Origin of the sequence: Glycomyces sp. NRRL B-16210, assembly GCF_000719515.1 — a bacterium.
GTDB lineage: Bacteria > Actinomycetota > Actinomycetes > Mycobacteriales > Micromonosporaceae > Glycomyces.
This window is the reverse complement of record NZ_JOGR01000004.1, coordinates 309,050-334,070: the sequence shown is the minus strand read 5'-3', so window position 1 is coordinate 334,070 and position 25,021 is coordinate 309,050. Positions and strand designations below refer to the sequence as shown.

Here is a 25,021-nt window from a genome sequence, read left to right as displayed (position 1 = left end):
GGTCTGGATCACCTGGGCCGGGAGGCAGTGTCCTGAACGAGACACACGGTGCGCGCCACGCGCAATGATGAGCGCGGTTGGGCACGAGACACCCACACAGGGCAACACACGAGGGCCAGGTGCGGGGGGTCTCTATAAGGCGCAGTGCGCACGAACCGTCAGACATGCACGGCACCAGAGGGCCACGCCCACGCCACACGCGCGGGAACGAGCCGGAGAAAGCATGCCGACCGGGTGCAAGGGCACGACTGTGGCCAAAAGGGGATGGACCCCGGGCCGGTAGACCGATGCCCCTTGGACCAGCCACAGCGGCCGCACGACCGCACCGGCTGCACCGGCTGCACCGGCTGCACCCAGCACACTGCCCGACAGCGCAGCATGAGCGCCGAAGGGCAGAAGCCGGGTGCCCGAGAGCACCAGCCCGCAAGCCCGATGGCAGCGAACCACAGCCGGGAGGCGGAGGGCGGGAGCCCGGAACCGGAGGACGAAGGTCCGAAGGTAGCGAGCCAGCGCCGGAGGGTGCCAGCCTGAAGGTGAAAAACAACGAGTGAATGCCCCGGGGCCGGAAGGCGAGGGGCGATGAGTGCTTGCCCTGAGCTGGGAGGCGAAGGGTACGGCGTTCATGCCCGGGGCCGGAAGGCGACAGCCTGAAGGCGAAGGGCAACGTGGCAATGCCCGGTACTGGAAGGTGCGGGGGTGGGAAGCGGAAGGGAGTGTGGAGGCGATGCAGGACATGACCGAGCCCTCTGCGCTCTCCGCATCGTTGGGTTGGGCGGCGGCCGCAGGCCGGTTTGCGGCGCGATCCGCCGGATCGGGTCCCGCGCCGGTACCGGACACGGCCCCGCCTCGGCAACGCACCCCCGACTCGACACCGGCACTGCCTCGGTGACGACTCGAACCATGATCGAAGTCGCCCTAAGCCCGGCAACCGGCCACGGCCCTCTCGGCAGCTGCTCCGTCGCTGCCCGGTGGTACCGCGACCGACACCATCCTGGCCTCAACACCACCACACCGGCCCACCACCGACACCGGCTCCCGCCTAGCACCAGCACCAGCACCAGCACCGAAGACGACCGCACTGCGGACACAAACCTTCGGCTTCGCGCCGCCGCTTCGCCGCCGCCCGCCTGGGCTTCGACCGAAACTGGCCCCGGCCCGGCAGCGCACCGCAGGCCGTCCCCGCGCCGCTCCCGTCGCTGATGGGTTGTACCGCTATTCGCACACGGCCCGGCCCCGGCAGCACACCACGACCTTTCCGGCGGCCGCTCCGTCGCTGCCTGCTTGCACCGCAACCGAACACCAAACCGGCCACGGCAGCGCGGAACGGTCGCTCCGGTCCGATCGGCTCACGCGGGTGAGCCGGACCGACCAGACCGACCGCAGTAGGCGGCCGGTCGCGACGGGTGCGGTTCTCATTGGCGGGCATGATGAGGCTGGTTTGTATTCTTGCTTTCGGTTTGCTGGGAGTGGCGATACTTATCCGGTTGAAGTGCGGAGTTGTTTTTCCATGCGTCTTTCTCGGCTTACTCCGTCTGGCATCGAGTCGCCGATTCCTCCAGTGTCCTGGAAGCCGTTTCGTCGGTAGAGTTCGGCGGCGGCCGGGTTGCCTTCTGCTACTCCTAGCCGCAGGATCTTCGCTCCGATCTTTTCGGCCCAGGTCGCGATTTCGTTCACCAGCCGGTCGCCGACGCCTTTTCCCCGAGCCTTCGGGTTCACCCACATGGCGATCAATTCTATGGTGGCGGGTTCGTCGGTCGGTACGCCGCTGGCCATGCCGATTGGGTGACCGTCGATCATCGCGGCGAGGTTGTACGAGCCCGCCATCTCCAAGCGTGCCCGCCAGCGCTGTTCGTTGTCATGTTCGCCCTGCCAGTCGGACAATCGCGATGCGAAGGCGTAGGGCGCCTCGGTGAGTGCCGCGAGGCGGAGCTCTCGCCACAGGGCCCAGTCATCAGCGGTCAGTACGCGCAACTCGATCACAGCGAGCATTCTGCCTTCGTTCGTCCACGGCGACAACAGAGATGGGGGTATGGGTGTCGGGCGTTCCTCGGTGCTGCTTGGGGCCGATGATTCTCGGCTTCGTATCTCGTCTATATGACTGCGGCCGTCAGGCTGCCCGATCGGGGGAGTTGCTCATGTCTGAGAAGGTCACGCTCGGGGTCGAGCATTTCGGTGACGCGTCGGCGCCTCTTGTGCTGCTCGCGGGCGGCACGACCATGCTTTCCTGGCCCGACGCGCTCTGCGAGGCGCTCGCGCGCGGGGGACGTCATGTGGTGCGGTACGACCTGCGCGACGCGGGTGCATCGACGACCGTTGAACCTGAAGCGCCTGCATATACGCTGCGCGACCTCGCCGCCGACGCAGCTGAACTCGCGCGTGGACTTGACGCTCGGCCTGCGCATCTGGCGGGCATCGGGGTTGGGGGCATGGTCGCCCAGGTTGCGGCACTTGACCACCCGGAGGCGTTCTCGGCCCTCACTCTTGTTGGGACGCGGCCCGTCGCGCCGGGCCCGGTTGACGACGACCTGCCCGACCACGACGCCGAGACCATGCACCGGCAGTTCTCGCTCCCGATGCCCGACTGGTCCGACCGGGCGGCCGTGGCCCGGTACGCGGCGGCCGGAGCCGAAATCCTCGGCGACGATCCCGCCGAGGCCAGCGCGCGTGCCGAACGCATCTTCGACCGCACCCCGAGCACCGAACCGGCGGTCCAGATGGCCAACCAGTTGGGCATGGTCTTCGCCAGGCTCGACTGCACGCCGCGCTGGCGCGAGCGGCTAGCCGGGCTTGCAATACCGACTCTGGTGGTCCACGGTCAGCACGACCGCTTCTTCCCGGTGGGAAATGGAGAGGCACTCGCTCGGGAGATTCCCGGCGCACGACTGCTCGTGCTCGAACAGGCTGCGAGCGCCCTCCCTGACGCGGCCGCCGGAGAGGTCGCCGCGGCGATGCTCGCGCTGTAGGCAGTCAGTGGGCGGCCCGGTCGAATGCTGAGCGCGTCACCGGGGGGCGTTCCTCATTCCGGTGCGCCGACCCGCGTGTCCGCGCTCATCCCCATCTGCGGGCTACGATCACAGGGTTTCGAATACCAGAGGGGAACCGATGTCCGCAGAGAGCGATCCCGCGCAGCAACTCGCCGAGGCCCGCGCGGCCCTGGCGAAAGCGACCGCCTCCCCGGAGGACGGCCAGGCCAAACCTGTCACCGCCGCGTCCGCCAACGGGCTCGTCAGCGTCACCCTCGGAGTCGACGGCCGCGTCTCGGCGATCAACGTCGAACCCAAGGCGGTCAAGGAAGGCACCGACTACATCGCCGAACACGTCCTGACCGCCCTCAACGACGCGCTCGACCAGCGCTCCGCCATGGTCGGCTCCGACGAGCGCGTCCCCGACCTCCAGGCCATCGGCGAGTCCCTCGCCGAGGTCCAGGACGCGGGAGTCCGCCAGCTCCAGGCCATGAGCGCCTCGATCGGCCAGGTCCTGGGCAAGCTCAACAAGAGCGCCTGACGGCGGCGCGTCGCAGGCGCCCTCCGAACCATTTCCGGCGACGCCCTTGTGTGATCGGTTGCGGCGGTGCGAAGTGCCGCCAGCTTATGTCCAGGTTTCCTCCGGTACTGTCCGGCGGCGGGAGGTCCGAATGTTCGGAGAAGACCAGCTCGCACAGCAGCTCGCGCAGACGCGCGAGACGCTGTCGCACGGCCCTGATTCGCCTGGCGGCCAATCGGAGCCGATACTGACCGAGGCCGCCGACGGCCGCATCAAGGTCACCCTCGGCACCGACGGGCGCTTCGAGCGGATCAAGATGACCCTCAGCGCCCTCAAAGACGGCCCCGAGGCGCTCGTCGAGCAGCTCACGCTGGCGGTCAACACCGCGCTCGACCAGCGGTCCGAACTGACGGCCACCGACGCCCCCGCCCCCGACATGCAGGCGGTCAACGCGCAGATGGCCCGCCTCCAGGACGCCTCGCTCCAGCAGTTCAAGGACATGCACGCCGCGGTCGGCGAACTCATGTCCAAAGTCCACGGAGGTCGATGACCATGGCGGGCATGGACGTCGACCCCGAGACGATGCGGCGGTCCGCCGACGAGCTCGACGGTGCGAAGGACGAGGTGCAGGCGCTCCTCGACCAGTTCATCGCGTCGGTCGGCCAGTACGCGAGCGCCTTCGGCGGCGACACGATCGGCACCGCGGGCGGCATCGCCCACGAGGCGTGCGTGGAGGCCGTCTCCGAGTGCTTCGGCGGCGTGGTCGAGGATCTGACCGGCCTCTCCGCAGCGCTGCGGGACATGGCCGACGACCACCAGGCCACCGACGACGAGATCGCGCAGATTTTCACCCAGCTCGAAGGCGACCTGCGGACCTGACCGCCAAGCCCGATCTCCAGTCCTGATCGCGAAGTCTGGTCTGCGGGCGGCGGCCCGACCGCCGTTCGGTCGCTTCGCCGGCCCCTCACCCAGATCATCGGCCGGACCACCGTGCGGGTCTCCAACCCGCAACCGATTCCCCCCAAGGAGTGCGCATTCGTGGGTATGCAACTGCCCTCTGAACTGATCGGCCTGCTCGGCATGTTGGGCTACGACTGGCCCGAGTCCGATGAGGAGTCCCTGTTCAACCTCGCGGGGGAGTGGACCGGCATGGCCGACCAGCTCGCCGGGCGGGTCGAATCGCTCCAGTCCGCGGCCCGGACGCTCCTGGAGAACAACCAGGGCGCCCAGGTCGACGCGTTCCAGCGCGAGTGGGAGGCCGAGGAGTCGTCCCCCGCGAGCCTCGCGGAGGCCGGCGACCCGGCCAACGTGCTCAACATCGGCCTGACTGTCATGGCCGGCATCGTCCTGACGTTGAAGATCCAGGTGATCGTGCAGTTGGCGATCCTCGCGTTCCAGATCGCGCAGGCGATCGCGTTCGCGGCGGTCACGTTCGGCGCCTCGCTGGCGCAGATACCGATTTTCAAGACCATCACCGGGATCATCATCGACCAGCTGATGGGCCTGGCAATCGACAAGGTGCTCAATGGTTAACGGCGGCAGAAGCAGAAGCGGCAGCAGGGATCGTTCCCCCGGGAACGGCGCCAAGCTCCTGGGCAAGGTCCTCGACGACGGCGCCTGGACGCCGCCGACGCCCAAGCAGCGCGACAAGGGCAACGCGGGCGGCGGCGACCCGGGCGGCCCGAGCGGCAGCGGCGGCAACGGCAACGGCAGCAACAACAGTGACGACGCGATCCGCCGCTACACGACCGGCAGCGACGAGCTGAACCGGTACTTGCGCACGACGAACAAGTCCTCGTACAGCGAAAAGGACCGGAAGCGGCTCGACAAGGAGGCGGCCGACATCTCGGCCGCGCTGAACGAACGCCCCGCGGACCCGGGCAAGACCTGGCGCGGTGCCCCCGGAGGCGACTGGGTCGACAAGGTCCAGAAGGGTGGGCTGTACTCCGACCCCGCGTTCATGAGCACCTCGACGAGCGAATCGGCGGCCCAACGCTTCAAGTTCATCTCCACCGGCGGCTTCTCCGGCAACAAGAGCAACGGCGTGATCTTCTCCGTCGACGGCAAGAACGGTCGCAACATCACCGACTCCTCGAGCCTTTCCCACCAGAAGGAAGTCCTCTTCGACCGAGGAACGCTCTTCCGAGTCAAAGACAAGACCAAGGACGGCGACACGACCTACCTCGACCTGGAAGAACTGACCTGACGACGCGGGCGGGGGAGCGACGGTCCCCCGTTCTATCGACGGCGCACCGGGCGGGGCCTCTGGCCCCGCCCGGTTTCGCATTTCGGCGCATGGTTCGAGTGCGGTCTTTGCGGTCCGTTGTGGCGCCCCGTTTCGGAGCGGCGCAATTGACCGCCCGCAATGGCCCCTCGAAATTGACAGGGGGACATGAGGGTTGCGCATTGGACAAGCCGTGCGATCATGCCTACAACGGGTAATGGGCGACACCGCATGGGAGGCGGCATGGCATCGGCGGGACTGCACACGGAACTCCTCAAGGCCTATCTGTGGTCGGAGATCAACCGACTTGTGGAGGCGAAGAGGTGGACGAACCGACAGTTCGCGAAGGCGGTCGGCAAGAGTCCCAACTCCACTAAGGAATGGCTGGAGGGGAACCGGCTGCCGGACAAGGGGAACCTCGCCTTCATATGCGCCAAAGCCGGGGCCGATCCGGACCGGTCGGCGTTCATGGACATGGTGTGGGACCAACTGTTCAGCGGAAGCGAGTTCATCGCCGACCTCGATCAGCGCGCGCTTTACATCGTTGAGAGCGTCGAGCGGAACTACGGAGGCTTCGTGAAGTGGGACCCAAGCCTGTTGCTCGGCGTGCTCCAGACCGAAGCCACCTTCATGAACCTCATCGCGAAAAAACGAGACCCCGCAAGCAGGATGAAGCTGTGGAAACAACGAGAACTTCGAGCTGAGGCGTTCTTCGCTCGTTTCACCGACGAGGACGGTCCAGGGGCCGAACTCTATGTGCCAGCCAGTGCCATCGCGGACCTCGATGTGTTGACGGCCGCCGACAAAGCGAGGCAGATTGAGCACTTGCGCTGGGTGGACTCACTGCCGGGATGCGAGGTGTTGGTGGTTCCGCCGCGGCATCTCGCCGTGTATCCGTTCGACATGTTCCTTGGTGAGGGTCGGCCCGCCACTGGGCCCGATTTCGTCTACGTGGAGAACCGCGACCAGAGCCGCCACATCGTTCAGCCCGAAAAGATCGCCTTGTATGATCAGGACCGCAGACACCTGCGAGCAATCGCGCAAGGGATTGGAAGGTTCCTCGATGGCGGGTTACACCGGCTGGCGGAAGAGCACCCGGAGCAGCGACTCCGCGAACGACAACTGCGTTGAGTGCCGCCAGTCCTGGCGGAAGAGCACCCGTAGCAACAACAGCGGGAACGACCAGTGTGTCGAGGCGCGCAGCATCTGCACCGGGTACCAGGTGCGTGACTCTAAGCTCGGCGACGACTCCCCGGTCTTCGACCTCGCCGCCACCGACTTCGCCGGTCTGCTGAGAGCGACCCGGTTAGCTCCAAGAACTGAAGGCCAAGGGCGTCTCCTGAACGGGGGACGCCCTTCGTCATGCTTCCCGTATCGCCACTGCCGCGCTCGCAGCAGGCGCGGGAGCTGCCAGATCCGGTCGGCGGCGAGGCGGCCGGTGCGGATGAGGGTGCCGTCGAGGATCACGAAGCTCCTCCCCGAGCGTCTGGCTTTTCGCAGGCCGGCCGGGAGCTTCGGTGCCTGGGCGCTGAGCAGGTCGATGGTCTCGTGCACCCGGCGGGCGGCCGTGGCTCGCGAGATCCCGAAGCCGGAGGCGAGCTGGTCATAGGGAGCTCCTGGGAGACAACGAGTTTGGCGACTGTTGTTGTATCAGGAGCTTCTTCGTTGCTGCGCAATGGAACTCACTCACGATGAGAGAGGTTCAGTGCATCTTCCCGATCTTCAATGCTCGCGCCCGCTCTCCGGTGTTGTCTGGGCGGATTCGCTTGGCCAAGCAGTGCCGGTGGGAGATGAGGGTGTGGCTTCCTGGGCCGTCGTTGCTCCGCGAATCCAAGACGAGGGCGTCTCCACCTGGGCCCACCGTGATCCGTTCACCACAGAAGTCGCAGCTCCAGGTCAGCGACTCAAGGTCGGCAGGTCGGATGCTGAGCCGCACCGATACCGGCGGATGCCAACGGCGGATTTGCTCGATCACTGCATCGATCTGCGAACCGATGGTCGGAAAGAGCGCGAGCAGTTCGTCATGGCTGCTCGTGGTTCGGGAGAACTGCTGGATCATATCGATAGATGCCGACAGACCGGCGTTCTCGTAACCGACGATCTCAACGACCACACCCCATGGATGATGGCTGAGGACCGTGGCCTGAACCTTCTGACCAGGCATGAGCGCCAGACTCTCCGTCTCGAACCTTTCCATGAGCAGTTTCTCCATCCTCTGGTCCAGCAGGCCGCGCCTGTAGCGCTCATGCGCGTGCGTCGCCGATGTCGGAGCCGATAACCGCGCTCAGGGCCCGCAAGGCGTCATCGTATTGGTGTCGGTCGAACTGGAACGGACCGAACGCCACATAATCGCGGGTCTTGCGGTGCGGTTGCTCGAAGGCGTCCCAGGTCACGAGGTCGGTTGTCGCGGTGATGCGGGCCAGGAGAGGCCAACATCCCCACTCGCCGCATTCACAACCGAGAACAGGTGTCTTCGGCCCCATTGCGGATGCCCACCCCGATCGATTCCCACAACGCGGCGGTCGTGCCGCCGTCGTCTGCCTCGTACAAGTCCTCCGGCTGCGGCTACCACAGGCCGACACTCCAGACCGGCAACGGCGGCCCGTCGTGGCCGGGTGGCCCAATAGTGCGTGATGCTGTGGCCCTGCCGCCCCACTTCGTAGCTAGTACGGCGGCGGAAGATCGTGATCCCGTGACGGTTGGCTCGCCTTCTCTCTGGTGGCGGGAGCGGCGCGGCGCAGCTGTCCATAATCTCGCGGCTGCGCTCTTTGGTCGGCGGCGACTCGCAGCACCACCTGGCTCGGTGACCTACTGGGCGAAGTACGTCCGCGGTCGATCGGCATAGATTTGGCGCTCTGCGAACGTGGCCCACCCGGGTTGGGGTCGCGACCGGTAGAGGTTGTCGCCCTCGAAGCGGGGGAACACGTGGATGTGCAGGTGCCAGACATCCTGGTTGCCAGCCGGTTCATTGTGTTGGCGGGTGGAGACGCCGTCGCATCCGTAGGTTTCGCGGATCGCGATGGCGACCTCGCGCACCAGGTCTCCCACGGCTCGATACGCCTCAGCGGGTATGGAGTACAGGTTCTCGTGATGTGCGGTCGGGACGACGAGCACATGTCCGAAGTTGTTCGGCTACCACCGCGGCGAGATAAAGGCCGCCGCGTCGTCCGTGCGCCGAACGATGTTCTCTGGACCGGAGACCTCGTCTGCCTTGCCTGCCAGGCGATCGCAGAACGGACACCGGTAGCCGGTCGGCTCGTGGGCTATTCGCATGGGGCGACCATAGCTGAACGACACCGGGCCAGGATGCTGGTCGCGAACCCTGGGCACGGAGCAGTCAATCCGTCCTGACGGGACGGTCTGGACACCACCGCTCCGACCCACCACACCCCCAGGAGGCGAGTGACCTTTAGGGTCTGGTGGTGGACATGAACGAATACCAGCAGGCGGCGCTGCGCACGGCCGCGCCGCGAGACAAGCACAACGAGCTGTTCCATCTCCTGCTCGGGCTGGTCGGTGAGACCGGTGAGATCGCCGAGAAGGCCAAGAAGATCGTGCGCGACAAGGGCAGCGACTTCGCCAACTGGGACATCGAGGATCTCAAGAAGGAGCTGGGGGACACGCTGTGGTACCTCGCGGTCCTTGCGGACCACTTCGACATCGAGCTGGAGGACGTCGCCAAACTCAACATCGCCAAGCTTGCCGACCGGCAGCAGCGCGCGGCGCTCGGCGGCAGCGGCGACAATCGTTGACGCGGCGGCGAACGTTCGCTGTCTGACTGTCGGTGACGGCTGAGACCGGTGTCCGACTGGTTGGGACACAACAGGTTCGAGCGTGACGCAATGCGGCCGCCGATCGATGATTCCTGGTGTGTGCCAAGAGAATCAAGACACAGCGGCCGCTGCGGTGAGCAAAGTTCGTGAGGTGACCGCCGAGCTGGTGGGCTCATGCGCGGGGCCCGGGTCACTGCGGGCACCGGCCATGTGGTCTAGGCGGGTGGGGGAGCTGCGGTTTCTCGTTCTACGAGGCGGACTTGGAGGGTTGTCGCCTGTTCTGGGCGGTCTTTTCCTGCCAGGCGGTCCATCATCAGGCGTACCGCTTCCGCGGCTTTTCCCGGCAGGTCCTGCGCCACCGTCGTCAGCTTCGGGGTCACATACACCGCTATGTCGGCGTTGTCGTAGCCGATCACCGAGACCTCTTGGGGGACTGCTCTTCCCGCGTTCGCCAGGCCTTCCACCACTCCTATCGCCAGCAGGTCCGCCGTTGTGAAGACCGCTGTCACATCGGGCCTCTCGGCCGCGAGCCATCTTCCGTGGGCCTCGCCCTCCTGGTGGGAGATGTCCACCGTGGAGACCAAGCTCTCATCGAATTCGATCTTGTTCTCTGCCAGGACTTTTCGATAGCCCTCGAAGCGTTCTCTCACCACGCCCGTCTTCGAGAAGGCCGGGCCCGCGAAGGCGATTCGCCTGTGGCCCAGGGATACCAGGTGGCGCACTGCCAGTTCAGCTCCTCCGAAGTCGTCCGAGCGGACCTCTAGCGCCAGGGGGTTCTCCGAATACGAGTCCATCGCCACCATCGCCACTTTGCCCACCGCGTCGGGCTTCAGGCGGTCTATTTCGGCGTCTTGGAAGCCCAGGAGGACCGCTCCATCCAGGTTCCACGAGCGGAGGGCTTCCGTTATCTCCGCTCTCCGGGCGATGCCCCTCAGCATCAGGTGGTAGTCGAGTCTGCGGAGTTCGCGTTCCAACATGCCGACCACCTCCACGGTGTGCGGGTCGATCGTCAGGCTCGCCTCGTCCTTGGCCGGGACCAGCAGGCCCACCAGGCGCGAGGACCGCGCCGCGAGGCTCCTCGCCGAAGCGCTCGGCACGTAACCGCGGTCTTTGACGATCCGCATGATGCGCTCGCGCGTGGCCGCGGAGACCCTGGACTGCTTGCCGTTGACCACATTCGACACGGTCATGAGGCTGACACCGGCCTCGGCGGCGATGTCCTTCAGCGTGACGCCCAACGGGGCTCCTCTCGGGGCTTGGCGAGAACGGGCAAACGCTCTCGCTGGGGATGTCTGAAATCCGCCGTTGACAAGTCTGACACCTTGAGTCTAAAATTCCGAGCTAGGTATAGCGCTAAACCTATCATGTGCTGCGGTTCCGCTGTACCCAGGACCCGTGTACAGGACCAACTTCCGCGCGTCAGCGACGAAACGGAGCGACATTGCAATCGGCACAGCGAGCCCGTCCCGGCACCGAGTGGTGGCGGAACGCGGTGATCTACCAGGTCTACCCGCGCAGCTTCGCGGACGCCGACGGCGACGGCACCGGCGACCTCGCGGGCGTGCGCCGCCGCCTCCCGCACCTGGCCGAACTCGGCGTCGACGCCCTCTGGTTCACCCCCTGGTACCGCTCACCGCAGGCCGACGGCGGCTACGACGTGGCCGACTACCGCCAGATCGACCCCGCCTTCGGCACCCTCGAAGACGCCGAAGCCCTCATCACCGAGGCGCTGGAGCTGGGGATTCGGACTATTGTGGATATCGTTCCCAATCATGTCTCCGACCAGCACGCCTGGTTCCAGGAGGCGCTGGCGGCGGCCCCCGGCGATCCCGCCCGGGACCGGTTCTGGTTCCACGACGGGCGCGGCCCCGGCGGCGACGAGATCCCCACCAACTGGACCTCCAGCTTCGGCGGCAACACCTGGACCCGCACCACCGGCCCGGACGGGAAGCCCGGCCAGTGGTACCTGCACATGTTCGCCCCCCAGCAGCCCGACCTCAACTGGTCCCACCCCGACGTTGCCGCCGAACACGAAGCGGTGCTTCGCTTCTGGTACGACCGCGGCGTCGCCGGCGTCCGCATCGACTCCGCCTCGATGCTCGCCAAGGACCCCGAGCTGCCCGAGGTGGGGGAGCACCACGCCCCCGGCGCGCACCCGCACTTCGACCGCGACGAGGTCCACGAGGTCTACCGGCGCTGGCGCAAGATCGCCGACTCCTACGACGAGCCCCGGCTCCTCGTCGGCGAGGTCTGGCTGGAGGACAACGACCGGTTCGTCCGCTACCTGCGCGACGACGAGATGCACATGGCCTTCAACTTCGACTTCATGACCCGCCCCTGGGACGCCGAGGCCCTCGCCGAGTCGATCCGGGCGACCTTCGCCTCCCACGCGGCGGTCTCGGCCCCGCCGACCTGGGTCCTGTCCAATCACGACATCACGCGCCCGGTCACCCGGTACGGGCGCGAAGACTCCTCGTTCGCCTTCAGCGCCAAGCGCTTCGGCACGCCCACCGACCTCGCTCTGGGCGCCCGCCGGGCCCGCGCCGCCGCGCTGCTCACCGCCGCGCTCCCCGGCGTCCTCTACGTCTACCAAGGCGACGAACTCGGCCTGCCCGAAGTGGAGGACTTCCCCGAGGGCGTCCGCGAGGACCCCATGCACTTCCGCTCCGGCGGCGTCGACCCCGGCCGCGACGGCTGCCGCGTGCCGCTGCCCTGGAGCGCGGACGGGCCGACCTTCGGGTTCAACGACACCGGCACCTCCACCTGGCTTCCTCAGCCTTCGGGTTGGGGCTCGTTTGCCGCCGAGTCCCAGGCCTCGGATTCTGATTCCTTCCTCTCGCTCTACCGCGAGGCGATCCGCCTGCGCCGCAGCGAACCCGCGCTGCGCGGCGAGGCCTTCGCCTGGACCGAGACCGCACCCGGAGTGCTCGCCTTCCGGCGGGGCGAGGACTTCACCTGCGTCGTCAACCTCGGCGACGCCCTCGCGGACCTGCCCGCCCACACCGGCGCGCTGCTCGCCAGCGCCCCATTGGAAGGCGGCCGCCTTCCAGCGGACGCCGCCGTGTGGCTGCGGACGTGACCGCGCAATCCCTCACCGCAACACCTGCATAACCGACAAGGAGCAACCATGAAAACCTCTCGCACCGCCGCCGCGGTCGCGGCCGCCGCGCTCACCGCGGTCGGCCTCGCCGCCTGCTCGGACGACGAACCGGACGACGGACGCACCCACATCACCGTCACCATCGACGCCGGGCTGGAGCAGGACGCGATCGACGCGTTCGAGAAGCGCATCGCGCAGTTCGAGGACGCCAACCCCGACATCGCCGTCGAGACCCAGGAGTACACCTGGACCGCCGGCACCTTCACCGCGCAGCTCGCCGGCGGCACCCTGCCGGACGTGTTCGTGGTGCCCTTCACCGACGGGCGCGGCCTCATCGAGCGCGGCCAGATCGCCGACATCGGCGACCTCACCGCCGACCTGCCCTACCGCGAGGACTACAACCCGAACATCGCCGCCGCCGGAGAAGACCCCGAAGGCGACATGTGGGCCATCCCGATCGCCGCCTACGGCCAAGGGCTGCACTACAACCGGACCCTGTTCACCGAGGCCGGGCTCGACCCCGACGCCCCGCCGACCACCTGGGACGAGGTCCGCGCCGCCGCCGACCAGATCGCCGAGGAGACCGGCGAGGCCGGCTACGCGGTGATGACCAACGACAACACCGGCGGCTGGATCCTCACCACCGTCGTCAACGCCCTCGGCGGGCGCACCGACGACGGCGGCGGCAACGCCACCATCGACACGCCCGCGATGCGCCGGGCCCTGGACGACCTCCAGACCATGCGCTGGGCCGACGACTCGATGGGGGACAACTTCCTCTACGACTGGGGCACCATCAACCAGGAGTTCGCCTCCGGCCGCATCGGCATGTACGTCTCCGGCGGCGGCAACTACGGCAACCTGTTCACCCAGAACGCGCTCGACCCCGACGACTACGGCCTGACCGTGCTCCCGCTCGCCGACGACCCGAACGCGGGCGTCCTCGGCGGCGGCACCCTCGCGGCCGTCAGCCCGAACGCCTCCGCCGAAGGGCAGGCCGCCGCGGTCAAGTGGATCGACTTCTACTACATGGAGAAGCTCACCGTCGAGGAGGCCGCGGTCGCCGACGCCGAAGTGAAGTTCGAGACCGGCCAGCCCGTCGGCGCGCCCGAGCTCCCGGTGTTCGACAAGGACACCTACGACCAGGTCCAGACCTGGATCGCCGAGTACGTGAACGTGCCCGTCGACCAGATGGCCCCCTACACCGACCAGGTCTTCGACCAGCAACTGCTCAACGAGCCCGTCACCGCCACCCAGGAGGTCTACGGCATCCTCGACACCGTCGTGCAGACCGTCCTCACCGACGAGAACGCCGACGTCGACGCCCTGCTTGAGACGGCCCAGACCCAGGCCCAGGCCGCGCTCGACGCCGCGTAACGAAAGCAGCAGATGACCACCCACGACACTCGCCCCGCCGGTGTCACCGGCACCCGGGCCCGGCCGCTCCCCGCGGCCCGGCCCGGGCGCCCGGGCGGACTCCTCGCCCGCGCCCGCGGCGGCCTCCCCACCCTGGTGTTCCTGGCGCCCATGCTCGTCATCTTCGGCGTGTTCTCATGGCTGCCCATCGGCCGTGCCGTCGTCATGAGCTTCCAGCGCACCAACCTCGTCACCGACCCCCAATGGGTCGGGCTGGCGAACTTCCAGCAGGTCTTCGCCGACCCGCTCTTGTGGACCGCCGTCCAGAACACCGCCTACTTCGCGGTGCTCGCCCTGCTCTTCGGCTACCCGATCCCGCTCGTGGCCGCGATCCTCATGAGCGAGGTCCGCAAGATGCGCGGCCTGTTCAGCGCCCTCGCCTACCTGCCTGTGGTCGTGCCCCCGGTCGTCGCCGTGCTGCTGTGGAAGCTGTTCTACGACGCCGGCGAGGACGGCGTGTTCAACACGATCCTCGGCTGGGTCGGCATCGGACCGGTCGCCTGGCTCCAAGGCGCCGACATCGTCATGCCCGCGCTCGTGCTCGAGGCGACCTGGGCCGCCGCCGGCGGCACCGTCATCATCTACCTCGCCGCCCTCACCGGCGTCGACCCGAGCCTCTACGAGGCCGCCGAGATCGACGGCGCGGGCGTGTGGCACAAGCTCTGGCACATCACCCTCCCGCAACTGCGCGGCATCCTCCTCATCACCTTCATCCTCCAGATCATCGGCACCGCCCAGGTCTTCCTCGAACCGTTCCTGTTCACCGACGGCGGACCGGCCAACCGGACCCTGACGCTGCTGCTGCTGATCTACCGCTACGCGTTCACCAACTCGCTCGGCGGCGACTACGGCGCGGCCGCGGCCCTGAGCCTCCTGCTCGCGGGCGTCCTGTCGGTCTTCTCGGCGCTGTACTTCCGACTCACCCGATCCTGGAGCAGCTCATGAGCGCCACGCGGCAGAAGGGCGCCGCCGACCGGGGCCTGATCGCCCCCACCGACTGGAAGCGGCCCAGCGTCCGCTGGTCCACCCGCATCGCCCACGGCCTCCTCCTGGCCTGCCTCGCGATCGCCGGCCTCGGGCCCATGCTCTGGCTCCTCAAGGCCGCCACCACGCCCACGCAGGACACGCTGCGCCAACCCATGGCGCTGTGGCCCAACGGCTTCGACTTCGCCAACCTGGTCGAGGCCTGGACGCGCGTGGAGATCGACAAGTACTTCTTCAACACCGTGGCCCTCGCCGCCGGGTCCTGGGCCGTGCAGCTCCTCGTGGCCGCCACCGGCGGCTTCGCGCTCGCGGTCCTGCGCCCCCGCATCGGCAAGGTGCTCTCCGGCGCGGTCCTGGCGACCCTGTTCGTGCCCAGCGTGGTCCTGCTCGTCCCGCTCTACCTCACCGTCCTCGACCCGCCGCTGCTGGGCACTTCGCTGCTCAACACCTTCTGGGCGGTGTGGCTGCCCGCCGGGGCCAGCGCGTTCAACGTGCTGCTCATGCAGCGGTTCTTCGCGAACCTCCCCAGGGAGATCTTCGAGGCCGCCAAAGTGGACGGGGCCGGGCCCTACCGGCTGTTCTGGTCCATCGTGCTGCCGATGTCGCGCCCGATCATCGGTGTGGTCTCGGTCTTCGCCGTCATCGCCTCCTGGAAGGACTTCCTCTGGCCGATGCTGGTGCTGCCCGACCCGAACCTCCAGCCATTGTCGGTGCGGCTGCCGATCCTCCAGCAGTACGTCGAACTCGACGTGTTCCTCGCGGCGCTGGCGATCTCCTCGCTCATCCCGATCGCGCTGTTCCTGGTGTTCCAGCGCATGTTCCTGGGCGGCGCGAGCCTCGGCGGCGCGATCAAGGGCTGACCCGGACTCGGCGGGGCCGGAGGAGCGCACCCCCTCCGGCCCCGCCGTCACGCTACGGGTTCGACTTGTCCTATTGACAGTGTTCTATCCCCAATGGTAAAAAGATAGGAATGTTTAGAGAGAGCGCTCTCTCGGAGTTCCCATCCGACCGCGGACAGTGCTCTCTCCCACGGAACGAGAGGACCACTCCGTGAGACCATTCACCGACTCCACCCCGACCTGGCTGCGCCGCAGACGCACCCGCCTCCTCGCGCTGGCCACCGCCGCGATCGCGGCCGCCACCGCCGTCACCGTCAGCCTCTCCGCCAACGCCGAGGAGCCCGCCTTCGAAGCGCAGCAGACCCTGACCTGGAGCGACGAGTTCAACGGGGCCGCGGGCACCGCCCCCGACTCCGGCAAATGGCGCCACGAGACCGGCGGCGGAGGCTGGGGCAACAACGAGCACCAGTACTACACCAACAGCACGAGCAACGCCGCGCACGACGGCGAGGGCAACATGGTCATCACCGCCCGCCGCGAGAACCCCAACAACTACCAGTGCTGGTACGGCACCTGCGAGTACACCTCGGCCCGGCTGCTCACCGCCGAGACCTTCACCCAGGCGTACGGGCGCTTCGAGGCGCGCATCCAGATCCCGCGCGGGCAGGGCATCTGGCCCGCGTTCTGGATGCTCGGCGACAACTTCGGCGACGTCGGCTGGCCGCAGAGCGGCGAGATCGACATCATGGAGAACGTCGGCCACATCCCCAACACCGTCCACGGCACCGTCCACGGCCCCGGCTACTCGGGCGGCGGCGGGGTCGGCAGCAGCTACACCATCGGCGAGCCCTTCGCGAACGGCTTCCACGTCTTCGCGGTGGACTGGAGCCCGAACTCCATCACCTGGTCGGTGGACGGCAACGCCTTCCAGACCCTGACGCCCGCCAACGTCGGCGGCCAGTGGGTCTTCGACCACCCGTTCTTCATGATCATGAACGTCGCGGTCGGCGGCGACTGGCCCGGCTACCCCGACGGCTCCACCCAGTTCCCGCAGCAGATGAAGATCGACTACGTGCGCGTCTACTCGGGAGCCTCGGCCTCGGGCGGCACGATCACCGGCCTCGCCGGCAAGTGCCTCGACGTCGAGGGCTCGGGCACCGCCGACGGCACGCCCGTGCAGATCTACACCTGCAACGGCACGGCCGCCCAGCAGTGGACGACCCCCGGCGACGGGACCCTGCGCGCCTTCGGCAAGTGCCTCGACGTCGCGAACGGCTCCACGGCCGACGGCACGCCGGTCCGGCTGTGGAACTGCAACGGATCGGCGGCGCAGCAATGGGCCTTCTCCGGCGCCAACGACATCGTGAACCCGCAGGCCGACAAGTGCCTGGACGTGCCGTGGGCGAACCCCGCAGACGGCACGAACCTCCAGATCGCCACGTGCAGCGGCAACCCCGCGCAGAAGTGGTTCCGAGCCTGAGCCGGGGGCTCGGACGGGGGCCGGAGGGGCGCACGCCCCTCCGGCCCCCGCGCGCGGAGCCGGGCCCGGCTCCGATCCGGCCGGGTTCCCGGCTCCGCGCGCTGATCCACCCCATGTACTGAAAATCGCCTGAAATCCCGACTAATCGGAATCCGCGGTCGTATAGTGCCTTCATCACCCGGGTTCGGCGCGGCACGCTTCGCGGCGCTCCCGGCGGTGGACCAGTTCGCGTTCCTGCCATCGATTCGATCTGGTCCCCGGCGGCGCCGGACCCGCGACCCGGGCCGGCGCCGCCCGACGACCACACGGCCCGCTCCCCGCCGACGAAGCCGGTCCCGGCGCCCCACCCGCCTATGAGGACCATCACCGCATTCCTTGGGGCACAGTCACATCGACCATTTCGTCACCGCACGTCCTCGCGTCCTCGCCGTCCGGCGGGGACGGTCTGACCGAGTCGCTCCGAAGCGCCCCGCACCGTCCTATTCGCCCCTCTGACGCGGCTCACTCGCGAGTGCGTGTGCCGGACGGTCACTGGAAAGGGTCTGGCAAGATGGCCCAGTCGCGCCGGGCGCCGAGAGCAGGCGGAAGCGACTCCTGACCGTCGATGTGACGAAAGAAGCGCAAATGCACACTTCCCCCAGTCTGTCCCGTGCACGGACGGAGGTGGCCCTGTGGTCGACATGACCTGGTTCGAGGCCATCGTGCTCGGGGTCGTCCAGGGCCTGACCGAGATGCTGCCGATCTCCTCCTCGGCGCACCTGCGGCTGACCTCGGCCCTGTTCTTCGAGGAGGACGCGGGCGCGTCCTTCACAGCGGTGACGCAGCTGGGCACCGAGACGGCCGTCCTCCTCTACTTCTGGAAGGACATCGTCCGCATCCTCGTCGCCTGGTGGAAGGGCCTGTTCGACAAGGAGCTGCGCGGCGAGACGGACTACCGGCTCGGCTGGTACGTCATCATCGGGACGCTGCCGATCGTGTTCTTCGGCCTGGTCTTCCAGGACCAGATCCGCGAGAGCGCCCGCAACCTCTGGCTGGTCTCCTTCAGCCTCATCTTCTTCGGCCTGCTCCTGGGGCTGGCCGAACTCGTCGGCAGGAAGACCCGCACCTGGGAGGACTTCCGCCTCAAGGACGGCCTCATCCTCGGCTTCGCGCAGGCGGCCGCGCTCATCCCCGGCATCTCCCGCTCGGGCGGCACCATCACCGCGGGCCTGTTCATCGGACTCGACCGGTCGGTCGCGGCCCGGTACTCCTTCCTCCTGGCGATCCCGGCCGTGTTCGGCGCGGGCATCCTGAGCCTCGGCGACGTGTTCGACCCGGTCGCCGAAGGCTCGGTGCCCAGCGGCGCGCAGATGCTCGTGGCCACGATCGTCGCGTTCTTCGTCGGCCTCGCGGCCGTGCACTGGATGCTCAAGTGGGTCGCGAAGCACAGCGTGTTCATCTTCGTCTGGTACCGCTGCATCCTCGGCGCGTTCGTGATCATCCTGCTGGAGACGGGCTACCTCTCGGCCACCTGAGCCGCGAGAACGCCACAGGGCCGGTCGAATGACCGGCCCTTCGCGTTTTCCGCTCCCGGATTGTCGGGGGCCGGCGGTAGCGTCGGAGGCCAGGTCCCGACTCGCAGAGGAGCGCCCATGCGACCCGACACGGCCACGTTCGTCCTCATCCACGGCGGCGGCAGCAGCTCATGGGACTGGCACCTGGTCGCCCCGCGACTGCGCGAACGCGGCCACGAGGTCATCGCCGTGGACCTCCCGATCGAGGACGACGCGAACGGCCTCCCCGAATACGCCGACGCCGTGGCCGCCGTGATCGGCGACCGCGAGAACATCGTCCTCGTCGCCCACTCCCTCGGCGGGTTCACCGCCCCGCTCGTGTGCGAACGGGTCCCCGTCGACCTCCTGATCCTCCTGACCGCGATGATCCCGCTCCCCGGAGAGTCCATGGGCGCCTGGTGGTCCGGCGCCGAATACGAGAAGGTCGGCGTCGGCATCGACACCGAGGAGCAGATGATCGACGCCTTCCTCCACGACGTGCCGGTCGCCTTCGCGAAGGAGGCGCTGGCGCACGGGCGCGAGCAGTCCGGCGCGAGATGGGACGAGCCCTCGCCGCTCGAAGCCTGGCCCGACGTGCCGACCCGGTTCCTGCTGTGCCGCGACGACCGGTTCTTCCCGCCCGAGTTCATGCGCCCGCTCGTGCGCGAGCGCCTCGGCATCGAACCCGACGAGATCGACGGCAGCCACAGCGTGATGCTCAGCCGCCCCGACGAACTCGCCGACCGGCTCCACCGCTACTGGACTGCGTTACCACCAGACCGGGCCGGCCGGCGGAGAGCGAACTCATCGCCGCGACTCGGCCACCGCCAGCGCCGCGATCGAACCCAGCAGGACCAGCGACCCGGCCACCGTCGCGACCGTGAGCGGCTCGCCGAGGACCGACACGGCCAGGGCCGCGGCGGTGACCGGTTCGAGCAGCATCATCACCGCGACCGTGGCAGCCCGGACGCGGGCCGCGCCCGCGAAGTACAGCGGGTACGCCAGAGCGGTCGCGAACGCCGCGAGGTAGGCGATGACCGCGAAGGTCCGCAGCGCGTCCTCGGGCTGCGGGAGCAGGCCCTCGAACCAGGCCGGGACGGCCAGGAGCACCGCGCCGATCCCGAAGGACCACAAGGTGAGCGTGAACGGGTGCTCGGCGTCGGCCCGGCGCCCGGTCAGGCGGCCCAGGAGGGTGACGACGGCGTACCCGGCCGCAGACAGGAGCGACAGGCCGATCCCGGCGGGATCGACCAGGCTCAGGCCGTTCCCGCCGACGAGCACGCCGAGCCCGGCGAGTGCCCCGGCGACCGCGAAGGTACCGCCGCGGCCGACGCGCTCGCCGAGGAGCAGCCGCGCGCCGACCGCGGTGAGGATCGGCCCGGACCCGAGCGTCAGCAGGGTCGCCACGGCCACGCCGGTGGCCTCGACGGCGGCGAAGTACGCGGTCTGGAAGACCGCCATGCCGAGGCCGACGCCGCCCAGCAGCGCGGCCCGGCCGCGGAGCGGCCTCCGGGTCGCGGGCCTGGCCCGGACGGGCCGGACCGCGGTGAAGGCCAGCAGCAGCGCGAGGCCGCCGAGGTTGCGCCAGAACGAGACGGCCACCGGGCCGAGGTCGCCGACGCGGTAGACGATCGCCGCCGCGGCGCCGGTGGTGCCCCAGGCGAGGCCGGTGACGGCGAGGAAGAACAGGCCCCGGCGCGGGCCCGAGGCATCGGGTTCGGCGGGAAGGACCGCATCGCTTTCCGCGGTGCTTTTTACGAGATTCTTGACGACGGTGCTGTCGAAGGACATGCCACTCCAGATGAGAGTCGTTGCGATTGCTCTCGTCTGCGGGCACGTTCGACAGCGCACCGGGCTCAAAGCCGGTGCGCGGCAAGGAATCAGGTGCCCGCGTTAAGCGGCGGGCGGCGACAGTCGTCCGAGGCGCATGAACGCCACCCTACTGCCCCCGCAGGCCCTTGCGCAGTCGAGCCAGGCCCTCTTCGAGCACCGGCTCGGGCTTGCAGAAGGTGAAGCGGACCTCCGGGCGCGGCACGTCCCCGTCGGCGTAGAAGACCTGGGTGGGGATGGCCACGACCCCGCACCGCTCGGGCAGCTCCAGGCAGAACGCCATGCCGTCCTCGACGCCGAACGACTCGATCCCGGTGGTCACGAAATAGGTCCCCTCCGGTTCGCGCACGGTGAAACCGAGGTCGGCCAGGCCCGCCACCATGAGGTCCCGGCGCCGCTCGTAACTCGCGGCGAACCCGCGGTAGTACTTCTCGCCGGAGGCCAGCGCCTCCACGATCCCGTGCTGGAACGGGGTCCCCGAGGCGAACGACAGGTACTGCTTGACCGCCGCGACCCGGCCGACCAGGGCCGCGGGCCCGGTGGCCCAGCCGATCTTCCAGCCGGTCAGCGAGAACGTCTTGCCCGCCGAGCTGATCGTCACCGTCCGGTCCCACATGCCGTCCAGGCCCGCGAGCGGCACGTGCTCGCGCCCCGCGAAGACCAGGTGCTCGTACACCTCGTCGGTCACCACCAGCAGGTCCCGCTCGACCGCCAGGGCCGCGATCGCCTCCAGCTCGGCCCGGTCGAACACGGTGCCGGTGGGGTTGTGCGGGGTGTTGACCAGCAGCAACCGGGTGCGGTCGGTGACCGCCGAGCGCAGCCGCTCCAGGTCCGGCCGGTAGTCCGGGGCCTCCAGGCGCACCGGCACGAGGACGCCGCCGGCCATCTCGACGCCCGCCTTGTAGGAGTCGTAGAACGGCTCGAACGCGATCACCTCGTCGCCCGGCTCGACCAGCGCCAGCAGCGCGGCGGCGATCGCCTCGGTCGCCCCGGCGGTGACGACCACGCCCTCGCCGGGGTCGGGTTCGAGCCCGTACCAGTGCCGCTGGTGCTCGCTGATCGCCTGGCGCAGTTGAGGAATGCCCGCCAGCGGCGGGTACTGGTTGTGGCCCGCGCGCATGGCCGCCGCGGCGGCCTCGACGATCCGGGCGGGCCCGGACTCGTCGGGGAAGCCCTGGCCGAGGTTCACCGCCGCGTGGCGCTGCGCGAGCGCCGACATCCGCGTGAAGATGGTCGTCTGGGGCCGCCGGGCCGGGCCGGATCCGTTCATGGTTCCTCCTCTGCGAACCCGGCCATCATCGCCGCCCGCCGCGCCCGGCCCGCAACCGGGCGGCGGCGGTTCCACAGGGCAGTCGCGCCGTGCGGCCTCAACCGGACGCGAGCCGCTCGGCGATCCGCGCCGCCGTCCGCTCCCTGCTCGAAGGCGTGCGGGCCTTGAGGATCCGAAGGATCAACGTGTACCGCTCGGACCTGCTGAGTTCTTCGAACGCCGCGTTCGCGGCCGGGTTCGCGGCGAGTACGGCGACCAGCTCGGGCGGCACCTCGGCGTCCCGCTGCGAGGCGTAGGCGGCCTCCCAGCGGCCGTCGGCCCGCGCGGCCTCGACCTCGGCGAGCCCGGCCGGGCGCATCCGGCCGGACTCGATGAGCGACTCGACGATCGTCCGGTTCCGCCGCGACCACGAGCTGCCCTTCGCCCGCGGCGAGAACCGCTGGAGGAAGGACACCTCGTCGAGTGCGTTGCGCCGGCCGTCGATCCACCCGAAGCACAGCGCGGCTTCGAGAGCCGGCTCGATCCGGAGGCGACCGGCGGGGGAGGAGCGCTTCCCGATGCGCAACACCGCCTCGCGTTCGGCGCCGTTGGCCTCCAGCCAGGACTCCCACGCCGCGAGGTCGGCGAAATCGAGCATGTGCACGGTCAGGCTCCTTTCGCGGCGAGCACGTCGAGGTAGTGCCGGTTGTACATGACGCCGAGGACGTTCCCGAACGGATCGAGGAAGGCGGCGGTCACGAAACCCGGGCCCCGCTCGGTCTTCGGCTCGTACGCCGTCGCGCCCATGGCCAGCAGCCGCTCGATCGCGGCGTCGATCTCGTCCACGTGCCAGTTCATGATCGCGCCGCCGGGCGCGGCGGTGGTGTCGTGCGGCGCCCAGCCGGACTGGACGATGCCGAGTTCGTGCTGGTAGTCGCCCACCCGGAACTCGACGTACCCGCCGGGCACCTCGAAGTACGGCTCGATGCCCAGCAGCTCGGTGTACCAGGCCTTCGCGGCCTCCAGATCCTCGGCGAAATAGCTGATGGTGGTGAATCCCCGCAGCATTGGCGTCTCCTTCGTCGTTTCGTCCAAGGTAGGACCGATTGCGGAAGATGAGCTTCCGCAATGCGTGGGAGAATCGGGGAATGTTGGCGACTTCCGCGCGGCTGCTGCGCGTGCTCTCACTGCTCCAGGCTCAGCGGGAGTGGACCGGCGCGGCGCTGGCCGAGCGCCTGGAGGTGACGACGCGGACGGTGCGCAGCGACATCGACCGGCTGCGGCGGCTCGGGTACCGGGTGCGGTCCACGACCGGCAGCGCCGGCGGCTACCGGCTGGAGGCGGGGAACGCGATGCCGCCGCTGCTGCTGGACGACGAGGAGGCGGTCGCGGTGGCGGTGGGCCTGCGGGCCGCGGCGTCGGGTTCGGTGTCGGGGATCGAGGAGACCTCGCTGCGGGCGTTGACGAAGCTGGAGCAGACGATGCCCTCGCGGCTGCGCCGGCGCATCGACGTGCTGCGGTCGGCGACGGTCTCGGCGGCGGCCGCGGGGCCGACCGTGGATGCGGCGACGCTGACGCAGATCGCCGAGGCGGCGCACCGGCACGAGCAGTTGCGGTTCGACTACGTGGACCGGGCGGGGGAGGCGACGCGGCGGCGGGCCGAGCCGCACCGGCTGGTCTACACGGGTCGGCGCTGGTACCTGCTGGCGTGGGACGTGGACCGAGGGGACTGGCGGACCTTCCGGGCCGACCGGGTGCGGCCGCGGACGCCGAACGGGCCGCGGTTCGCGCCGAAGGAGCCGCCGGAGGAGGCGGTGGACCACGTGCTGCGGGGCCTGGGGCAGACGGCGTGGCGGCACCGGGCCCGGATTCGGCTGCACGCCTCGGCGGAGGCGGTGGCCGAGGTGCTGCCGCCGGGCAGCGGCCTTGTGGAGGCGGCGGGGGAGGGCGAGTGCGTGCTGGAGACGGGCACGGACTCGATCCCGGACCTGGCGAGCTACCTCGGGTCGCTGCACCTGCCGTTCACGGTGGAGCATCCGGAGGAGCTGAAGGCCCACCTGCGCACCCTCGCAAAGCGATACGTGGATGCGGCCGGACCGGAATCGGATTAGCGGCGTCTCCTGCGAGCGCGGAGACGATCTGTCGCCCGTAGACGATCTCGCATTCATTGTGGCGTCGTGACGATGGGCTTTCCTCCCCTTCCCGACTTGACTGGGGTGCATGAGCAACGACACCGCATACACCATCCTCGTCACCGGCGGCACCGGCAAGGTCGGGCGCCGCCTCGTCTCCCGCCTGACCGAAGCCGGGCACGACGTCCGCGCCGTCTCGCGCGGCACCGCCCTCCCGTTCGACTGGCACGACGACGCGACCTGGGCCCCGGCCCTCGACGGCGTCGCCGCCGCCTACCTCATCCCGCCCGACGAGCCCTTCCCCGCCGCCGCATTCGCCGCCGCGGCCGCGAACGCGGGCGTGCGCCGCCTCGTCGCCCAGTCCGGCCGGAACATCCACGTCCTCGCCGAAGCGGCCGGCGTCGGCCCCGACGCGATCGGCATGTACGCCGCGCAGGTCGCGGTCCAGAACTCCGGTCTCGAATGGACCGTCCTGCAACCCAACAACTTCAACCAGAACTTCAGCGAAGGCGAGTACCACGAGGCGCTCCGCGCCGGCGAACTCGCACTGCCGCTCGAAGGCACCTCCGAACCGTTCATCGACGTCGAGGACATCGCCGCCGTCGCCGCCGCCGTCCTCACCGAGGACGGCCACCACGGCCGGATCTACCAGCTGAGCGGACCCGAGTCGCTCACCTTCGCCGAGGCCGTCGCGCTCATCGCCAAGGCCTCCGGGACCACCATCGAATTCCGGTCCGAGACCCCCGAGGAGCACGACGCCGCCCTGCGGTCCGCAGACCTGCCCGAACCGCTCGTCGCGTTCCTCAACGTGATGTACCAGGTCATGCGCGAAGGCAAGATCGCCGACCCGGCCGACGGGGTCTCCCGCGTCCTCGGCCGCGAACCGGTCGCCTTCGCCGACTGGGCCGCCCGCGCCGCCACTGAAGGCGCCTGGGCCGACTAGCGACGCCCGGTGCCGAACGGGCCTCCCGCGAGAACG

General features: G+C 69.0%; 24 protein-coding genes and 4 pseudogenes. 18 read left to right on the top strand and 10 right to left on the bottom strand.

Annotated features, from left to right (window positions below; translation table 11 throughout):
- Positions 1–1,476: 1,476 nt before the first annotated feature.
- A complete protein-coding gene (locus IF12_RS0107890; protein WP_030156569.1) occupies positions 1,477–1,980 on the bottom strand; it encodes a GNAT family N-acetyltransferase in 504 nt (167 codons plus the stop codon).
- Positions 1,981–2,135: 155 nt separating this feature from the next.
- Between IF12_RS0107890 and IF12_RS0107885 the strand changes: the two genes are divergently transcribed.
- The 8 genes and pseudogenes from IF12_RS0107885 to IF12_RS27165 form a co-directional block, all read left to right on the top strand.
- Positions 2,136–2,963: an alpha/beta fold hydrolase gene (locus IF12_RS0107885; RefSeq protein ID WP_030156567.1), complete on the top strand. Its 828-nt coding sequence runs from the start codon at positions 2,136–2,138 to the stop codon at positions 2,961–2,963.
- Positions 2,964–3,102: 139 nt separating this feature from the next.
- Positions 3,103–3,504, top strand: coding sequence for a YbaB/EbfC family nucleoid-associated protein (locus tag IF12_RS0107880; RefSeq protein ID WP_030156564.1), 402 nt, complete (start codon positions 3,103–3,105; stop codon positions 3,502–3,504).
- Between the two features lie 130 nt (positions 3,505–3,634).
- Complete coding sequence (locus IF12_RS0107875; RefSeq protein WP_030156562.1) at positions 3,635–4,033, top strand: hypothetical protein; 399 nt, start codon at positions 3,635–3,637, stop codon at positions 4,031–4,033.
- On the top strand, positions 4,030–4,362 hold the full coding sequence (locus IF12_RS22795) for a WXG100 family type VII secretion target (RefSeq protein WP_081913362.1): 333 nt from the start codon (positions 4,030–4,032) through the stop codon (positions 4,360–4,362). Before IF12_RS0107875 ends, IF12_RS22795 begins: the two co-directional genes overlap by 4 nt.
- A 165-nt stretch (positions 4,363–4,527) precedes the next feature.
- On the top strand, positions 4,528–5,016 hold the full coding sequence (locus tag IF12_RS0107865; RefSeq protein ID WP_369807676.1) for a hypothetical protein: 489 nt from the start codon (positions 4,528–4,530) through the stop codon (positions 5,014–5,016).
- A complete protein-coding gene (locus tag IF12_RS0107860; RefSeq protein WP_030156557.1) occupies positions 5,009–5,689 on the top strand; it encodes an ADP-ribosyltransferase in 681 nt (226 codons plus the stop codon). Before IF12_RS0107865 ends, IF12_RS0107860 begins: the two co-directional genes overlap by 8 nt.
- 261 nt (positions 5,690–5,950) lie before the next feature.
- Positions 5,951–6,838 carry a Scr1 family TA system antitoxin-like transcriptional regulator gene (locus IF12_RS0107855; RefSeq protein ID WP_030156555.1) on the top strand — a complete coding sequence of 296 codons (888 nt, stop codon included), beginning with the start codon at positions 5,951–5,953 and terminating at the stop codon, positions 6,836–6,838.
- A pseudogene (locus IF12_RS27165) lies at positions 6,771–7,001 on the top strand (DUF397 domain-containing protein); the annotation flags it as partial. The gene IF12_RS0107855 and the pseudogene IF12_RS27165, both read left to right, overlap by 68 nt.
- A gap of 239 nt (positions 7,002–7,240) precedes the next feature.
- Here the strand turns inward: IF12_RS27165 and IF12_RS27160 are convergent.
- The 4 genes and pseudogenes from IF12_RS27160 to IF12_RS22790 all read right to left on the bottom strand — a co-directional run.
- Positions 7,241–7,306 (bottom strand): annotated as a pseudogene (locus IF12_RS27160) (hypothetical protein); the annotation flags it as partial.
- Between the two features lie 103 nt (positions 7,307–7,409).
- Positions 7,410–7,919, bottom strand: a complete 510-nt coding sequence (locus IF12_RS0107850; protein WP_197034644.1) for a hypothetical protein — start codon at positions 7,917–7,919, stop codon at positions 7,410–7,412.
- Between the two features lie 31 nt (positions 7,920–7,950).
- Positions 7,951–8,100 carry a hypothetical protein gene (locus tag IF12_RS26095; RefSeq protein ID WP_197034643.1) on the bottom strand — a complete coding sequence of 50 codons (150 nt, stop codon included), beginning with the start codon at positions 8,098–8,100 and terminating at the stop codon, positions 7,951–7,953.
- Positions 8,101–8,515: 415 nt separating this feature from the next.
- Positions 8,516–8,824: pseudogene (locus IF12_RS22790) on the bottom strand (HIT family protein); the annotation flags it as partial.
- Positions 8,825–9,129: 305 nt separating this feature from the next.
- Between IF12_RS22790 and IF12_RS0107835 the strand changes: the two are divergent.
- Positions 9,130–9,459: a nucleoside triphosphate pyrophosphohydrolase family protein gene (locus tag IF12_RS0107835; protein WP_030156549.1), complete on the top strand. Its 330-nt coding sequence runs from the start codon at positions 9,130–9,132 to the stop codon at positions 9,457–9,459.
- Between the two features lie 236 nt (positions 9,460–9,695).
- On the opposite strand, the gene IF12_RS0107830 is transcribed toward IF12_RS0107835, so the two are convergent.
- Positions 9,696–10,718: a LacI family DNA-binding transcriptional regulator gene (locus IF12_RS0107830; RefSeq protein WP_030156546.1), complete on the bottom strand. Its 1,023-nt coding sequence runs from the start codon at positions 10,716–10,718 to the stop codon at positions 9,696–9,698.
- 203 nt (positions 10,719–10,921) lie between these two features.
- On the opposite strand from IF12_RS0107830, the gene IF12_RS0107825 reads away from it, so the two are divergent.
- From IF12_RS0107825 to IF12_RS27005, 7 genes and pseudogenes are all read left to right on the top strand, one after another.
- Entirely contained in the window at positions 10,922–12,559 is a 1,638-nt protein-coding gene (locus IF12_RS0107825) for a glycoside hydrolase family 13 protein (RefSeq protein ID WP_030156544.1), read from the top strand.
- A gap of 48 nt (positions 12,560–12,607) precedes the next feature.
- Positions 12,608–13,957 carry an ABC transporter substrate-binding protein gene (locus tag IF12_RS0107820; RefSeq protein WP_030156541.1) on the top strand — a complete coding sequence of 450 codons (1,350 nt, stop codon included), beginning with the start codon at positions 12,608–12,610 and terminating at the stop codon, positions 13,955–13,957.
- Between the two features lie 12 nt (positions 13,958–13,969).
- Positions 13,970–14,941: a carbohydrate ABC transporter permease gene (locus IF12_RS0107815; RefSeq protein ID WP_081913358.1), complete on the top strand. Its 972-nt coding sequence runs from the start codon at positions 13,970–13,972 to the stop codon at positions 14,939–14,941.
- A complete protein-coding gene (locus IF12_RS0107810; RefSeq protein WP_030156537.1) occupies positions 14,938–15,840 on the top strand; it encodes a carbohydrate ABC transporter permease in 903 nt (300 codons plus the stop codon). The genes IF12_RS0107815 and IF12_RS0107810 overlap by 4 nt, the downstream gene beginning before the upstream one ends.
- A gap of 190 nt (positions 15,841–16,030) precedes the next feature.
- Complete coding sequence (locus tag IF12_RS0107805; protein ID WP_231492434.1) at positions 16,031–17,299, top strand: glycoside hydrolase family 16 protein; 1,269 nt, start codon at positions 16,031–16,033, stop codon at positions 17,297–17,299.
- Between the two features lie 680 nt (positions 17,300–17,979).
- Positions 17,980–18,813: an undecaprenyl-diphosphate phosphatase gene (locus IF12_RS0107800; protein WP_030156532.1), complete on the top strand. Its 834-nt coding sequence runs from the start codon at positions 17,980–17,982 to the stop codon at positions 18,811–18,813.
- Positions 18,814–18,930: 117 nt separating this feature from the next.
- Positions 18,931–19,515: pseudogene (locus IF12_RS27005) on the top strand (alpha/beta fold hydrolase); the annotation flags it as partial.
- Between the two features lie 120 nt (positions 19,516–19,635).
- Here the strand turns inward: IF12_RS27005 and IF12_RS0107790 are convergent.
- The 4 genes from IF12_RS0107790 to IF12_RS0107775 form a co-directional block, all read right to left on the bottom strand.
- Complete coding sequence (locus IF12_RS0107790; RefSeq protein ID WP_081913356.1) at positions 19,636–20,622, bottom strand: DMT family transporter; 987 nt, start codon at positions 20,620–20,622, stop codon at positions 19,636–19,638.
- Between the two features lie 148 nt (positions 20,623–20,770).
- The gene (locus tag IF12_RS0107785; protein ID WP_030156526.1) at positions 20,771–21,931 is read right to left on the bottom strand and encodes an aminotransferase class I/II-fold pyridoxal phosphate-dependent enzyme; all 1,161 of its coding nucleotides are present in this window, start codon (positions 21,929–21,931) and stop codon (positions 20,771–20,773) included.
- 97 nt (positions 21,932–22,028) lie between these two features.
- The gene (locus tag IF12_RS0107780) at positions 22,029–22,568 is read right to left on the bottom strand and encodes a YdeI family protein (protein ID WP_030156524.1); all 540 of its coding nucleotides are present in this window, start codon (positions 22,566–22,568) and stop codon (positions 22,029–22,031) included.
- Positions 22,569–22,576: 8 nt separating this feature from the next.
- Positions 22,577–22,978 (bottom strand): VOC family protein, encoded by a 402-nt coding sequence (locus IF12_RS0107775; RefSeq protein ID WP_030156521.1) that lies wholly within the window; start codon positions 22,976–22,978, stop codon positions 22,577–22,579.
- Between the two features lie 80 nt (positions 22,979–23,058).
- Between IF12_RS0107775 and IF12_RS0107770 the strand changes: the two genes are divergently transcribed.
- Together IF12_RS0107770 and IF12_RS0107765 are read left to right on the top strand one after the other, a co-directional pair.
- Positions 23,059–24,021: a YafY family protein gene (locus IF12_RS0107770; protein WP_030156518.1), complete on the top strand. Its 963-nt coding sequence runs from the start codon at positions 23,059–23,061 to the stop codon at positions 24,019–24,021.
- Between the two features lie 109 nt (positions 24,022–24,130).
- Positions 24,131–24,985 (top strand): NAD(P)H-binding protein, encoded by an 855-nt coding sequence (locus tag IF12_RS0107765; protein WP_030156516.1) that lies wholly within the window; start codon positions 24,131–24,133, stop codon positions 24,983–24,985.
- The last annotated feature ends 36 nt before the right edge of the window (positions 24,986–25,021 follow it).

Excerpts from the sequence above, each read along its gene's own strand:
- IF12_RS0107885 (WP_030156567.1), top strand. The coding sequence starts at position 2,136 with ATGTCTGAGAAGGTCACGCTCGGGGTCGAGCATTTCGGTGACGCGTCG.
- IF12_RS0107880 (WP_030156564.1), top strand. The coding sequence starts at position 3,103 with ATGTCCGCAGAGAGCGATCCCGCGCAGCAACTCGCCGAGGCCCGCGCG.
- IF12_RS0107875 (WP_030156562.1), top strand. The coding sequence starts at position 3,635 with ATGTTCGGAGAAGACCAGCTCGCACAGCAGCTCGCGCAGACGCGCGAG.
- IF12_RS22795 (WP_081913362.1), top strand. The coding sequence starts at position 4,030 with ATGACCATGGCGGGCATGGACGTCGACCCCGAGACGATGCGGCGGTCC.
- IF12_RS0107865 (WP_369807676.1), top strand. The coding sequence starts at position 4,528 with ATGCAACTGCCCTCTGAACTGATCGGCCTGCTCGGCATGTTGGGCTAC.
- IF12_RS0107860 (WP_030156557.1), top strand. The coding sequence starts at position 5,009 with ATGGTTAACGGCGGCAGAAGCAGAAGCGGCAGCAGGGATCGTTCCCCC.
- IF12_RS0107855 (WP_030156555.1), top strand. The coding sequence starts at position 5,951 with ATGGCATCGGCGGGACTGCACACGGAACTCCTCAAGGCCTATCTGTGG.
- IF12_RS0107850 (WP_197034644.1), bottom strand. The coding sequence starts at position 7,919 with ATGGAGAAACTGCTCATGGAAAGGTTCGAGACGGAGAGTCTGGCGCTC.
- IF12_RS0107820 (WP_030156541.1), top strand. The coding sequence starts at position 12,608 with ATGAAAACCTCTCGCACCGCCGCCGCGGTCGCGGCCGCCGCGCTCACC.
- IF12_RS0107815 (WP_081913358.1), top strand. The coding sequence starts at position 13,970 with ATGACCACCCACGACACTCGCCCCGCCGGTGTCACCGGCACCCGGGCC.
- IF12_RS0107810 (WP_030156537.1), top strand. The coding sequence starts at position 14,938 with ATGAGCGCCACGCGGCAGAAGGGCGCCGCCGACCGGGGCCTGATCGCC.
- IF12_RS0107800 (WP_030156532.1), top strand. The coding sequence starts at position 17,980 with ATGACCTGGTTCGAGGCCATCGTGCTCGGGGTCGTCCAGGGCCTGACC.
- IF12_RS0107790 (WP_081913356.1), bottom strand. The coding sequence starts at position 20,622 with ATGTCCTTCGACAGCACCGTCGTCAAGAATCTCGTAAAAAGCACCGCG.
- IF12_RS0107785 (WP_030156526.1), bottom strand. The coding sequence starts at position 21,931 with ATGAACGGATCCGGCCCGGCCCGGCGGCCCCAGACGACCATCTTCACG.
- IF12_RS0107780 (WP_030156524.1), bottom strand. The coding sequence starts at position 22,568 with ATGCTCGATTTCGCCGACCTCGCGGCGTGGGAGTCCTGGCTGGAGGCC.
- IF12_RS0107775 (WP_030156521.1), bottom strand. The coding sequence starts at position 22,978 with ATGCTGCGGGGATTCACCACCATCAGCTATTTCGCCGAGGATCTGGAG.
- IF12_RS0107770 (WP_030156518.1), top strand. The coding sequence starts at position 23,059 with ATGTTGGCGACTTCCGCGCGGCTGCTGCGCGTGCTCTCACTGCTCCAG.
- IF12_RS0107765 (WP_030156516.1), top strand. The coding sequence starts at position 24,131 with ATGAGCAACGACACCGCATACACCATCCTCGTCACCGGCGGCACCGGC.